General features: G+C 61.7%; 10 protein-coding genes. 7 read left to right on the forward strand and 3 right to left on the reverse strand.

Annotation, left to right across the window (positions count from 1 at the left end; all coding sequences use genetic code 11):
* Window positions 1-60: 60 nt before the first annotated feature.
* Both FWD29_06900 and FWD29_06905 read left to right on the forward strand, forming a co-directional pair.
* Window positions 61-2,166, forward strand: a complete 2,106-nt coding sequence (locus FWD29_06900; protein ID MCL2803662.1) for a DUF262 domain-containing protein — start codon at window positions 61-63, stop codon at window positions 2,164-2,166.
* A 74-nt stretch (window positions 2,167-2,240) separates the two neighbouring features.
* Entirely contained in the window at window positions 2,241-3,227 is a 987-nt protein-coding gene (locus FWD29_06905) for a hypothetical protein (protein ID MCL2803663.1), read from the forward strand.
* Window positions 3,228-3,264: 37 nt separating this feature from the next.
* Here FWD29_06905 and FWD29_06910 read toward each other — a convergent pair whose 3' ends face one another.
* Window positions 3,265-3,717: a hypothetical protein gene (locus FWD29_06910; GenBank protein MCL2803664.1), complete on the reverse strand. Its 453-nt coding sequence runs from the start codon at window positions 3,715-3,717 to the stop codon at window positions 3,265-3,267.
* A gap of 200 nt (window positions 3,718-3,917) precedes the next feature.
* Here FWD29_06910 and FWD29_06915 point away from each other — a divergent pair, with 200 nt between their 5' ends.
* The 4 genes from FWD29_06915 to FWD29_06930 all read left to right on the forward strand — a co-directional run bounded on the left by FWD29_06915 (window position 3,918) and on the right by FWD29_06930 (window position 7,813).
* Entirely contained in the window at window positions 3,918-4,391 is a 474-nt protein-coding gene (locus FWD29_06915; GenBank protein MCL2803665.1) for a hypothetical protein, read from the forward strand.
* A 400-nt stretch (window positions 4,392-4,791) separates the two neighbouring features.
* A complete protein-coding gene (locus FWD29_06920) occupies window positions 4,792-5,061 on the forward strand; it encodes a type II toxin-antitoxin system prevent-host-death family antitoxin (protein MCL2803666.1) in 270 nt (89 codons plus the stop codon).
* On the forward strand, window positions 5,058-5,450 hold the full coding sequence (locus FWD29_06925) for a PIN domain-containing protein (protein ID MCL2803667.1): 393 nt from the start codon (window positions 5,058-5,060) through the stop codon (window positions 5,448-5,450). The genes FWD29_06920 and FWD29_06925 overlap by 4 nt, the downstream gene beginning before the upstream one ends.
* Complete coding sequence (locus FWD29_06930) at window positions 5,447-7,813, forward strand: heavy metal translocating P-type ATPase (protein ID MCL2803668.1); 2,367 nt, start codon at window positions 5,447-5,449, stop codon at window positions 7,811-7,813. The genes FWD29_06925 and FWD29_06930 overlap by 4 nt, the downstream gene beginning before the upstream one ends.
* Before the next feature lie 156 nt (window positions 7,814-7,969).
* On the opposite strand, the gene FWD29_06935 is transcribed toward FWD29_06930, so the two are convergent.
* The gene (locus tag FWD29_06935) at window positions 7,970-8,416 is read right to left on the reverse strand and encodes a hypothetical protein (GenBank protein MCL2803669.1); all 447 of its coding nucleotides are present in this window, start codon (window positions 8,414-8,416) and stop codon (window positions 7,970-7,972) included.
* 176 nt (window positions 8,417-8,592) lie between these two features.
* On the opposite strand from FWD29_06935, the gene FWD29_06940 reads away from it, so the two are divergent.
* Window positions 8,593-9,282: a DUF805 domain-containing protein gene (locus tag FWD29_06940; protein ID MCL2803670.1), complete on the forward strand. Its 690-nt coding sequence runs from the start codon at window positions 8,593-8,595 to the stop codon at window positions 9,280-9,282.
* A gap of 136 nt (window positions 9,283-9,418) precedes the next feature.
* On the opposite strand, the gene FWD29_06945 is transcribed toward FWD29_06940, so the two are convergent.
* The coding region (locus tag FWD29_06945) for an Ig-like domain-containing protein (GenBank protein MCL2803671.1) at window positions 9,419-13,826 on the reverse strand (4,408 nt) is incomplete at its 5' end.

Below are 13,826 nucleotides of genomic sequence, written 5' to 3' on the forward strand. Positions count from 1 at the left end.
CTTGGCTCAGGGCCTCAAATAGGGTGGCTCTTGCAAAATTAGGCCCATTGGGAGGTACACATGACAACGATCTTCAAGCCGGTGCGCTGGGAAGTGCAGAAACTTGTTGACGGTGTCGAGCAAGGCACCATCAGCCTCCCCGATCTGCAGAGGCCGTTCGTCTGGCAGGCAACAAAAGTCCGGGATCTGTTTGACTCGATCTACCGGGGCCATCCCGTGGGCGAAATCATGTTTTGGGACGTCAGCGCCGAAGGCTCGACCAAAAGCATCGGCCTCGACGGCAAGCTGGCCGCGAAACATCAGATTGTCGACGGCCAACAGCGACTCACCAGCTTGTTTGCTGCGATAAAGGGGGCGGAAATCACTGACTCCAACTACCGCTCCCGACGAATGAGGATCGCCTTCAACCCTGGTACCGAACGATTTGAGGTTTGGTCGCCTTTTATCCAAAAGAATCCCCAATGGATTCCCGACATCGCTGGCTACTTCGCCGAACCCTGGGCGAGCACGGAAGCCTACAAGGAGCGCCTCGCCGAATCAGTCGGGCGTGGGCTCACCAACGAGGACCATCAAACGCTGGCCGACATTTTCCAGAAACTACACGGTGTTCTCGGCTACCAGTTCGAAGTAATCCACATCCAGGAAGACGTGGAGAAGAAGCGTGTTGCCGACATTTTTGTGCGGATCAACTCCGAAGGCGTCAACCTCAAGGCCTACGACTATATCTTGACTTGGCTTAGTGTCTTTTGGCCCGAAGGCAGGGAGACAATCGAGGGCTTTGCCCGTGACTCCAGGGTTACCCCGGAGCGCGCCAGCGAACGCACCGGCAGCCGAGTTGGATGGACTCCATGGAACTGCTACATCAACGTTGAGCCCGGTCACGTTGTCAGAGCAATGGTTGCCATGGGGCAGAACAGGGCTAGGCTCGTCGATGCTTACGCCGCTTTGCAGGCAAAAGACCGCTCAACCGGCGAAGTCGACGGAGGCCGCCAAGAAAGGGAACTGGCGAAACTGAAGCAGGCCCTGCCCTGGGTGACCAATCACACGAACTGGACAGAGTTCATCCACACCGTTCGAATGGCCGGGTTTCGGTCACGGCAGGGAATCACCTCCAATACGAACCTGGTGTCAAGTTACGTGGTCTTCCTGCTTGGGCGCATCAAGTACGCGGTTGACCTGCCGGTTCTCCGGGTTCTTATTGCCCGCTGGCTTTTCATGTCACAACTTACATCCCGCTACACCGGTTCGAGTGAGAGCATGCTACAGCAGGAGCTCGACCGCTTCGGGCGGGTAGAGGCAGGAGATGCGGCAGGCTTCGTTGGGGCTGCCGAGCGTGTCATAGAGACGACGCTGACCGAGGACTTCTGGCGGGTCTCCGTCCCTGAAGCGCTTGTCACATCTGGCCCGGCTCTATCGCCGATCTACCAGTGCTACTTGGCCGCCCTCAACACGCTAGACGCAGAAATGTTCCTGCTGGCTTCACCACGAGTTCGAACCTGGATGGACCCGTCCTCTCCGCAACAGCGTGGAATGGAAGGACACCACCTATTCCCACGCAACCACTTAGAGACGGTCCTGGGGATTACCGATCTCAAGTGGATAAACCAAGCCGCAAACTTTGCCCCCACGGACTGGGACACCAACGTCGAAATCAGTAACCGCCCTCCCGCCGAATACTGGCCCGAACTAGTGGACAAGCGTGGATTCTCAGGTGAAAACCTCGAACGCCAGATGTATTGGCACGCGCTGCCCGAGGGCTGGCACGAGACTGGCTACGACGAGTTCCTGATCCAAAGGCGAGCCCTGATGTCCCGGGTCATAAGGGACGGGTTCGATTCCATCGGTCAGAGCGCACCTGCAGCACCCTCGAAGCTGCGCGGCATCGATTCTGATGCCGCGGGGGCCGCCGCGCTCCAAGACCTTCTCGAAAAAGGACTGTTGCGGGCTAACGACCTACTTGATCCGGTAGATCCAAATTGGATTGTTGATGCGGTGGTGTCCGATGACGGCAACGTGGTGATTGACGGCATCCGTGCCTTCGATTCGCTTGACGATGCGGCGACTTATCTCGGTGTGACCAGCATTGACGGCCTGGACTTTTGGGCACTCGAGTGTCCAACGGGTTTGAAGCCGTTGCGTGAGATCCTGACAACTGGCCGGCCCTAGCTGCGAACCCGCCAGGCGAAGAGGCGCCTGGGTTTTCGTCCGCCTTTGCGCATCAGATACGGCAGACTGGATGGATGGGCGTTCCAGCCAGCCCCCACAAACGGCTAATCCTTGCGCTAACCGCGCTAGTGGTCGCGGCAGCCACCCCACTGGCGGGCTGCAGCCAAAGGGAAATCCCAACCAAAAACGTTGTCATCACCATCCCACCGGGCCAAGGCGGAGCGCTAGGCACAGATTCACGCGTGATTGTGATGGAACAATACGACACCGACGCCAAGGACTCGTCGAACTGGTGGATCTCGGTTGTCTCAGCCGTCTTTGCCGGGGTTGTGGTCGCGACCGTGACTCTGATTCGCCAACGGCGGCAAGCCAAGAACGAACCGCCGCCACCCAAACTGCCGGATGAGTTAGTTAGGCCCGGTGATTTTGGTGTGCCGCCGCATGACCTTTTGGCCTGCCTCGAAGTGATCAGGATCCACCTAAATACCCTGGCCAGGAAAGGAGTCCTGAGCAATTTGCAGCCAGGACTCGAACCATCCCAGGTCCGCGAAATGCTGTCCGCCTATGGTGTAGAGGCTTCAGCCGAATTGGAAACCCTCTACTCCTGGCGCAACGGCACCGCCAAGGATCCTGCGCTGGGAGCGGCGGATTTGGCAATGATCCCCGGTGTAGTGTTCCCGCCTCTTGAGCAGATGATCGACACCTACCTGGAGTTGAACCAATCGGCGCACTGGAATCCGGATTGGTTTCCTGTTTTCGCGGTCACCGATGGCGACTTTCTTGTGGTCAGCCTGGCTGAACCGGCCAAGGGGTCAGTGCGGCGAGTTGGCCCCGAATACAGCCATTGGCCCACCACCGACTTCACCTCACTTACAGCCATGATCCAGACCTTCGCCACGGCTTTTGCTCAAGGTGCCTTTGGGCTGGGCCCGGAGGGCCAATTCCTCTGCGACAACGACAACTTCCACGCCGTCGCGGCTTTTCTCAATCCTGAGATTCCCGGCTGGGCTCCTCCCCCGGCGCCGACAGACAACCAACCAACAAGGTCACCCGAGCAATAGGCCAAACTCGAGGACCGGCATCGGGCGACTCAGACCGCTAGCCGGATTCGCTTCCGGACTCACCCTCTGCTTCCGCCGCCGCGGCCTCAAGCAAACGATAGGAATCAGACCACCGAGCCAGCGTCATCAGCCAGGTCCAGGAGTAGCCGGCCGTGATCAACCCCGCCAGCGAAATGATCCAGGTCCAAAAACCCCAGGCCAAGAAGGGGCCAACGACCGCCGCCACTAGCGCCACCATGACCGAGCCCAAGGCTACCCCGGCCACCACCGCGTCGCGCCGACGCCCGCCCTGGTGCTTGTTGACCAAGGTCAGAGCGTCAGCCTTGGCCTGGATCTCTAAGGCGTCGGCCTCGGAAACGGAGCCAACCTGACGCAGGCGGTCAGCCGCGTCGAGAAAGGTCGAGATCCGGGTGGCGGTGCGAAGCTCGGTCGAGCCCAACCAGGCCACGGCCCGCACCAGGCTGCCCATGCCCGAGACTGGATTGAACATCTCCGCCCCATTCCGGTTGTGATTGAGCCTGTGCCCAAGGATAACGTGCCCGGTCAGGCCCGGCCCCGCCCGCCGCCTTGCGCTTAGGGGCCAGGTCAGGGCAGTCTTGGCAGTGCGCCTGCGCCGTTGGGCCGCCGCGCTGCGGGGCCACAACGCAGCCAAGCCACCAAACCGTCGAGCCAGATCTAAGAAGGACCACAGTGCTGATCACCCGAACCCGCGCCATGCCGAAGCTGCTGACGGTGCTGCTGATTGCCGATCTGCTGGTGGTCGCCGCCCTGCTGATTGCCGTGGTGGCAACCTCGGGCGGCGGCATGGTCCAAGGCGCCTTCCTCGTGGCAATGTTTGGCCTGGCCACCGCCGCCATACTGACCTGGCTGCTAAGTCGCACCATGGTGTCCAAAGTCGACGGTGAGTTGCGGCTGCCGGGCCGCGAGTCAATCAAACTGTCAAAGGTCACCGGCGTCCGCCTGGCCAGGCTCGAGCTCGAGGCGCTGGGCTTTGGCCAGCGACCTATGTACGCGCCCTTGCTGGTTGACCGGCGGGGCAAGTCGCTGGCCCGGATCAATCCCTTTGCCGCTTCCGGTCGCGGCGAGGGGCCCTCAAAAAAGGCGGTCGAGCGGGCCCGCCGGTTGGCGCAGTGGCTAGAGGTGGATTACCTGGGCGGCGAGTAGGGCGGCGAGCAGGGCGCCTTGTTGCCCGATGCCGCGCTGCCGCGAGGCCGAGCCGTGGCGTCACCTTCGCAAACGCAAAGTGGGTCTTGACCAGCCCTTCTGCCGCGAGACCGAGCTTTGACACGACTCCGTGATGCCGGGCCTCGGACTCGCGGTAAGCGGGTCTTGACCAGCCCTTCTGTCGCGAGGTCGAGCTTTGACACGACTCCGTGATGCCAGGCCTCGGACTCGCGGAAAGCGGGTCTTGACCAGCCCTTCTGCCGCGAGGTCGAGCTTTCGCATAACCGGTCCCGCCGCGAGACCGAGTTCTCGCAGAAACAGTCAGTCAAACAGGCCAAGGGCCGCCATCGGCCAAGCCCCCAGCGTAGATATTTGTCTACTTTTGTCCTATTATCGTTGTGTGACCGCCGACCCAACACCCTCTATGCCGGTAGGCCAACTTCGCCAGAACCCAACGGCCATGCTGCATCGAGTTCAGCGCGGAGAAACCTGCCTGATCACCAACCACGGTGTACCAGTGGCCAAACTGTCTCCCGTGGACGACTACAAATGGCTTGACGTCGATACCGTTAGAGATCTCCTAACCACCCCGGAGACAACCAACTGGGGCGCGGACATCCGCCAGGCCCGCCAAGCGGAGAGCCCGTCCGACCCGTGGCCGCAAACATGAAAAGGGCCATACTCGACACAAATGTCCTAATTGATGGACGTTTCGGCTTGGGCCCTGGATTCGAACTGGCTGTAACGGCCGTCTCGTACGCGGAGCTCGAGTTTGGCGCCAACTTGCCGACCATTAGCCCCGAACAGCGCGCCATGCGCCTGCAAAGCCTCAACCGACTGCGGGCCAGGTTTGGCGCCGGCTTACCCTTCGATGACGCCGCCGCCGCATCGTACGGCCTGATCACCCGTCTTGTGCTCGAGTCTGGCCGGCAAGTCCGTGGGCGCGCCCACGATCTGATGATTGCCGCCATCGCCCATGTCAATGGCGCCGCCTTGATTACGGCCGACTTAGATGACTTTGGGTCGCTCGATCCGCTGGTCCGGATAATCCGCCCGTGAGCGCCACCACCGAACAGCGGGTTTTCGAGATTCGAGGCATGACCTGCGCGGCTTGCGTTAGCCGGGTCGAAAAGGTTATTGGCCGGCTCGACGGGGTCGAGTCGGTGGCGGTCAATCTGGCGACCGAGCGGGCCACTGTCACCCTCGCGAAAAAGCGCGCCAGCGCCGAACTGGCAAATGAGGAGGCCACAGCTATCCTGGCGACCGAGCGGGCTAGCGTCGACTTGGTGCCGGGCCCGGTCACCAGCGATGCCATTGGTGAAGCCATCAAAGCGGCTGTGGCCAAGGCCGGCTACGAAGCCATCGAGCCACCCCCGCAACCAGGGCCGGACCAGGCAGACCAAGCCGGCCAACGCGCCCGCCGCCACATCCAACTAATGTGGGCCAAGTTCATCACCGCCGCGGTTTTCGCCCTGCCGCTGTTGTACCTGGCCATGGTGCCAATGGTCAGCTGGCTGGGCCGCCTGCCCTACCCCACAGCTCTAGACCCCGGCCAGCACCCGGTCGCCCACGGGCTGGTCCAGGCCGCCTTGACCCTGCCAATTGTCGCCGTGGGCTACCGCTTCTACACCGTTGGCTATCCGGCCTTGGCCAGGCGCAGCCCCAATATGGACTCGCTTATCGCCGTGGGCACAACCGCCGCGGTGGCCTATTCGACCTACTCGCTGGTCAAAGCCGCCCAAGGCGACCACGCAGCCGCCCACCAGATGTATTTCGAAACCGCCGGCGTCATCATCACCCTGGTATTACTGGGCAAGACCCTCGAGGCAACGACCAAGTCTCGCACCGGGGCTGCCATCAAGGCCCTGATCAACCTGGCGCCCAAGACCGCCTGGGTAGAGCGCGACAACCAGCCGGTCGAGCTCCCGGTAAGCCAGGTGCTGGTAGGAGACACTATTTGGGTCAAACCGGGGCAGGCAGTGCCGGTCGACGGCGTGGTTATCTCCGGCCAAAGCGCCATTGACCAGTCAATGCTAACCGGCGAAGCGACACCCGCCACCAAGGCCGCAGGCGACCAAGTCTTTGCCGCCACCATCAACACCACCGGCTCGATCCGGTTCGAGGCCCGCCAAGTTGGCCAGGACACGGCCCTAGCCCGGATCATCAAGCTGGTCGAGCAGGCCCAGGGCTCCAAGGCGCCCATCGCCCAATTGGCCGACAAAGTCGCCGCAGTCTTTGTGCCAGTGGTCTTTGCCATTGCCACAGTCAGCGCCCTGGCCTGGTGGTTTGGTCAGCGCGACATTGCTTTTGCCATGACCATATTCATCGCCGTCCTGGTCATCGCTTGCCCTTGTGCCTTGGGTTTGGCCACACCCACGGCCATTATGGTTGGCACCGGTCTGGGCGCCAAACACGGCATTCTGATCAAATCGGCCCGGGGCCTGGAGGCGGCCCGGTCGGTCGACACGGTGGTGCTTGACAAGACTGGGACTATCACGGCCGGCACACCCGCCGTCACCGACGTTATCACTGCGCCTGGCTGGTCCGAGCCCGATTTGCTGGCCCTTCTGGCAGCCGCCGAACAAGCTTCAGAACACCCCCTAGCCCAGGCCGTGGTTACGTCGGCGGCAAACAAGGGTTTGGAAATCCCCCAGGCCAGCTTCTTTGAGGCGCTGCCTGGCCAGGGCTTGAGGGCCGTCATCGGGCAAAAAACTGTGCTGGCAGGCAATCTGGCCCTGATGGCCGATGCCGGCCCCGACCTTGCGAGGCTATCTCACCAAGGCGAGTGGCTGGCCGGGCAGGGCTCAACGCCAATCTACGTGGCGGTTGACGGCCAAGCCGCAGGCTTGGTGGCGGTGGCCGACCCGGTCAAGGCGACCAGCCAAACGGCGCTACAGCGCCTTCGCCACCAGGGCCTGCGCGTCGTCATGATGACAGGCGACGAGCCCGAAGTGGCCGGCGCGATTGCCGCCCAGCTTGGTCTGAACGAGGTGTTGTCCCAGGTGCTGCCGGGTGACAAAGCCGCCCAGGTGGCCAAGCTGCAAGCCGGCGGCGCCTCCGTGGCCATGGTGGGCGACGGCATCAACGATGCCCCCGCCCTAGCCCAGGCCGACTTGGGCGTGGCCATCGGCTCCGGCACCGATGTGGCCATCGAATCGGCCGATGTAGTGCTGATGGGCTCCTCCCTAGAAGGGGTGCCAGCCATGATCGAATTGTCCCGCCGTACGGTTCGAAACATCAAACAGAACCTGGGCTGGGCCTTTGGCTACAACGTGCTGGGTATCCCAGTGGCGGCAGGCGTGCTGCACCTTTTTGGCGGGCCGCTGCTCAGCCCAATGCTGGCGGCCGGAGCCATGTCGCTTAGCTCGGTCTCTGTGCTGCTGAACGCGCTTAGGCTGAAGCGAGCCCAAATCGCCCCCTGAGCACCTGGCCGCTGACCAGCAACTTCGCCGCGAGGCCGAGGAATTGCACACTTCTGATTACACCGATACTGAGGCAGGGCATTATGCAGAAACTCAACCTCGCGGGAAGTGGGGGCTGACCAGCCCCAGGCACAACTCAGCCGATTGTGCGAAAGCTCAGTCTGGGGGGAAGGGGGATCTGACTAGGCCTAGGCCTAGGCCGATTTGCACCAAGGCGAAAACGGTATAGATGGTGGTAACCGGGTTGGGCGCAAAGACGACCCACTGAATGGTGAGCCAGCCGGCCAGTATCAGACCGCAACCCAACACGGCGGCACCGCACCAGCGGCGGCGGCTAATCACGGACCAAGCGGCGACGAACTGCGTCAGGCCGTTGACCACCAGCAGGAAGAAACCCGGCCAGGCCAGGCTTTGAAAAAAGACTTGGCCAAGGGGCAGCTTTTGCAGGTCGGGCAAGACCGAGTCCAGGCCAGAGCCGACCGGCGTAATCCACATCATCAAGGTGCCAACGACGGCGCCAACGCCTATGAACAAACACCAACCAAGGGCCCATTTGGCGACCCCGGGTAGCGGCGAACGGGACTGACTAGGCGGGGCAAGCACCCGCTAAGCCTAGTCCCCTGCTTTTGGTCCGCCGGCCTGTTCGCATCCTGGCGCCCGGCCAATCGCCGCCTCCGCGGCAGCAGAGCGCACAAGACAGCGGCAGAGGGGGCTGGTCAACCACCGTCGGTCCGAACTCTGCCCGCCGCTATTGTGGAAACGACGAAGGAGGCCTCGACGTGACTCAATTCCAACCCAACCTGTCTCCGGCCGAGCCCCTAGCTGGACCTGGCTGGCAGGGCTGGCAGGGCCCACCGCCCTGGCCACCAACGCCCGGCGAACCGCCGTCCAAACAACTGCCCTGGTATGGGATCGGCTTCGTAGGCGCCATCAAGCGCTTCTACGGCAAATACGCCGATTTCAAGGGCCGCGCCAGCCGCAGTGAATACTGGTGGGCCTACCTTTACCAACAGTTGATCTATTTGGCCCTTCTGGCGGTCTGGCTGCCGAAATACATTGGCTGGTATTGGGACTTGATGACAGGGTCTGTGACGTCGGGGTACGCCTACGGCACTTACGGAAACTTGTTCGGGATCTTTCCACTTTGGTGGCAACTCGCATATTGGGGTTCGCTCGCCTTCGGTCTTGCCAACGTGGTGCCGAATTATGCCTTGGGGTGGCGGCGTATGCACGATGCCGGCCTGCCGGGCCCGTATTTCCTGCTGGGTTGGATTCCCTTTGCCGGATTCTTCATCCAGCTGGCCTTCTGCGTCAAAGTATCCAGCCCCGAGGGCTTGCGCTACGACCTGCGAGCCGACGGTTCCTACCACCCTGAGTGGCCGCCCGGCTACCAGCCTCCACCGATGGTCTACGGCTATCCGCCTCCTGGGTACGGGCCGCCCCCGGGCTACCCGCCTCCGGGGGTCTAATCCGACCCGCGGCACGACACCGGGAAACACCGGTGGGGCGCCGGCTTGGTCTTGCGACCAGCTGACGCCCCACCGAACTGTGGATCAGCGGGACAATGCGATCTGATCTAGTCCCAAACCAGACCGCCCCCTGTGCCTATACGCTGGCATCCTCAGCCTCGCGACGGTTGCGACGCTTCGCAGCGACAATCAACCACCAGCCAGCGAGCAGAGTCAGCGCCGCCAATCCACTCAACCCCAAGACATTTGCGCCAGTGAAGGGGAGGCGTCCCTTCGACACAGTGGCTGGGGCTGGACCTGGGCCTGGCTTTTCGATGACGCGGAACTGGGCGCTGACCGTACCGGAAAGCGGTCCGGTCAAAACAATCGAGTGTGGACCCAGTTCGGTGCCCAGCGGAACGGTGAACGTCCACGTCACCTTGCCGTTGGCGTCAGCCACCTTGGTGCCAAGCTTCAGCTGATCAGACTCCATGACGGCGGAGACGGACTCGCCAGGCTGGAAGTTCAGACCGGTCACAGTCTGCTTCTGGCCCGCATAGCGCACCGGATGTTCTAACACCACCCTTGGCAGGCCAATCCGCCAAGGCTTGGTGGTGGTGTTGCCAGCCGGATCAGTCGCCGTGATGGTGACAATGTCACCTTCGTTCAGCGGCTTGTTTGGCTTGACAGTCCACCTGCCATCAGGGCCAACTATGGTCGAGCCAACCGGGTTGCCGTCCTTGTCGGTGATAGTGATGGTGTCACCTGGATCACCGTTACCAGTTATCTCAGTGCCGTCTGAAGGCTCAGGCTCCAACTTGGGTGTGGTCGCCTTGACCGAGATCAGAGATGGCCGTGAGGTGAAGGTGTGGTTGGCCATTGCTTCTGGACTGCCGTCCGGGGCTTGACCAATGTGGTCAAGGTTGACCGCCACCGCTGACAGCCCAGTACCGTCAGTCAACTTCTGGCTAAACGTGCAGGACCACTTGCCTTGCGCGTCACTCTGGGTAATGCAGATGGCGTTGGGTGAGCCGTCAGCGTAGACCTCGATTTGACGATTCGGCTCAGACGTGCCGCTGAGCTTGTCCGGCCTTGACTTGGCCGTGTCAAAGACCGGCGGGGCCGGAGTTGACACGAACTTGACAGTCACCGTGCTGACGGCCTGGGCGCCATCAATAGTGAAACCAAAGACCGCGTCCCCAGGCACACTAGAACTAACCTTCACCGTGTAGGTGCCGTCATAGTTATTGGTGGCAACACCACTGTTTGTGATGGTCACACCATTCATCGTGGTAGAGACCTTGACCTGGGCTGTTGGCGAATCCACCAGGTAGCCCTGAGCGTCAAACAGTGTCACCGTCAAAGTGGCTTGATCCAGCGCGCCCCTGGCGGTGGTGTCCGCGCCGTTGGCCTCGACATAGCCACGGTTCGTGGCGATGGTCGAAGTCAGCGTGCTGGGATCACCAGCCGCAAACACCAGCGTGGCGACAGCCTCAGGATTGGGAATGTCATGCCAAGCCCCGTTGACGAACACCTGAACCGGGAACGAATACGTGCCTGGTTTGGTTGACTTGACGTTGAAGGTGAACTTACCCCACACCGGGTTGAGTGGAGTACCGGTGACATTCGGGTTGAGTTCAACCGTCGACAACTCCGGCACACCAGCCAGGTTCAACCTGACCGGCGCCCCATCAACCAGGATTTCCGAAACCGACTTGATCGTCACCGTTACGGCATAAGTGTCGGATGTGTTGGCCCGGACCTTGGTGCCCGCAGCAGTCGGATCAGGGCTGACAGCCCAACTCGACTTGGACGGGTCAGGTGCACCGGCGGTGAAACCAATCACCCGGAAATCACCCGGATGGTTGATGGCCGCGCCACCAGCAGTCGCCGTGACCTGGAAAGTACCAGGCTCATCGGAGCGGATATCGGCCCAGACCAGACCGGGTGTGTAAACCCCGTTCTGAGTGCACCAAGCCGGTGTCGAAGCCGTAGCCGCCAGCGGGCAACTGGTCAAGGTCACCGAGGTGGTGGCCTTGTTGGTGCCAAACCACGGACCAGGCACATCAGCCGCGCCCTGAGACACAGCCAGCGTCACGTCGACACCAGGCACCGGGTTACCGAAAGCATCGGTTAGCAGCACCTTGGCCCAATGCGAGGCCAAGCCATCAGACAAGGCCAGCGAGGTTGACACTGTAAAGACTGAGTGCTCCGGTGACAATGGGCCATGCACGAACGGCAGTTCGCCTGGCAAACCGGGGGCAACCGGCTTGCCGTCGAAATCGGCCGTGCCGGTCCAGTCACCGGCATCGGTGGTACCGAACTCGACGCTGGCAGTGCCGTCATCTCCGACAGTGGCTTCAACCGTTTCAGTCTTGCCGTCCTTTTCGAAGGTCAGAGTGACTTTGCGGCCCTCTTCGTCAGTTACCGGGTTGTCGTTGTCGTCAACTAACGTCACCTTGACGATGTACGTGTCATCGCCATCGGCCACCTTCGGTGGGTTGCCAATCACTTCGATCTTCGACCGGTCGCGATTAACCGGACCAGACACAAACTTGGCTTTGGCCGGGCTACCAGTCACGATGTCAACAGCGCCCACCCGGGCCGTGACGTCATAGGTGCCAGACTTGGTCGAAACCAAAGTCAACTCAGCCACACCAGTTTCCGCCCCGGTGTCACCCGCGGTCATAGTGCAGAACGCGCCAGCCCCGCCAGCCACCGTGGCACCCTCGGCGCAAACCTTGGCCGTAGTGTTGGCCGGCAAGGCAAACCGCACCTGGGCGCCAGGCACCGGGTTGTCGAAGGCGTCCCGCAAGTTAGCTGTGATGACCTGGGTCTTCACGCCATCGGCCGTAGCTTGAACGGTCGGTGAGACCAGGAACGACTTGGCCCCATCAACCGGACCGGCACAGAAGTTGACCTGAGCCGGGCTGCCGGAGATGTTGGCCGCACCCAGTAGCGCCCGGACGTTGTGGGTACCGGTCTTGGTCGAGGTAAACGTCACCGCGACCACGCCACTGGAGTTGGTCGAATGCGGACCGGCCGGATTGATTGAGACCGGACTGTCAGCCGTGATGCCCACACTGGCGTTGCCAACCGTTAGGCCACCGAGGTCGCGCAGGGTGATGGTGCCGGTCCACGTGTCAGTGCCGTTAGCCACGACACAACCACCCGGACCGCTCGCCGTACCCTGAGCCACCACCAGGGTCGACCTGGATGGGTCCGGCACGTCAGTATCAAAGATGAGCGTGGCCGGTGAACCCTGCACGGCCAAACCAACCGGCCCATCGACGGTTAGCCGGACTGATTCGGCTTTCGTATCAGTCACCTCAACCCTGGCCAAACCAGCCGCCGAAGTTTGCAGCGCCAGCGTGTTCCACGGCGCCGCCGTTGTCCCCGCGATCCGGGCGTCCCCGTTGACAGTGAACGCCAAGTTGACACCCGGAACCGGGTTACCGTTCAGGTCGGTTACCAGGACTTCACCATAGTGTTTAGCGTTACCGTCACTAAGAACCTTGCCCGATGACGTCACCAAGGTGGCGCTGGTAGCAGCCCCAGCAATGAACTCGGCTGGTTGCGGCGAACCGTTCACCGTGCCAGTCGGCACAGTCGCCGTAACCGCATACATACCAGCCTTGGTGTCAGTGAAGCTGATAGTGGCGACACCATCAACCGTCCTGACCGTCTTCGAACCGACATGGGTCGGGTCAGTGTTGAGTGTCCAAGTCAGGACCACATCAACCTGGCCGTCAGCCCGGTCAATCAGGTTGCCGTAAGCATCCCGGATCGTGACCTCACCGGTGTGGTCACCAACACCTGCGACCTTGGTTTGACCCAGGGTCTTCAACACGAACGTCGATTGGGACGGGTCAACCGTCTTATCGGCAACAAACCTGACTGTGGCTGGTGAACCAGTCTGAATAGCGGTAGCACCAACAGACGCTGTCACACCATAGGAGCCGGCCTTGGTTGAAACCAGGGTCAGTTCGGCTACGCCCCTGGAAGTGCCGGTCGTAGCGGTGGTCATAGTGCATGTCACACCAGTCCCACCGGTCACGTTGGCACCCTCGGCGCATCCCTTGGCCACAGTGTTGGCTGGTACGGCGAACCGTACTTGGGTGCCACCGATCAGGTTGCCGGCCCCGGCCACACCATAGGCGTCACGCACAATGGCGCGAACTACTTGAGTGTCAGAGCCGTTGGCGACAGCCGGGTTGACCGGTGCCACCAGTTCGGAGTTGACACCATCAGCCGGGCCTGGATCGAAGGTGATCGTGGCTTCGTAAACACCTGAACCGACTGCTGGGGTTTCGACAGCGTCGCCACCGACTTGGACGGTGACTTTGAAGTCACCGGCCACTTCGGAACGGATCGTGGCCGTACCAGTACCAGATGAATCCGAAACCACCGTGTATGGTGCGCCGACCGGGCCAACTGGTGTCACCGTGACCACAGCTGAACCCATGTAAACCGAGCCGGTTTCGATGTTCCGCAGGTTCACCGTGACCGTATACGAATCGGTGCCGTTGGCCTGGACCTTGCCAGGGTCAGGGTTGGACCCCGTC

The sequence above is a fragment of the Micrococcales bacterium genome (assembly GCA_009784895.1).
In the GTDB taxonomy this organism is placed as follows: domain Bacteria; phylum Actinomycetota; class Actinomycetes; order Actinomycetales; family WQXJ01; genus WQXJ01.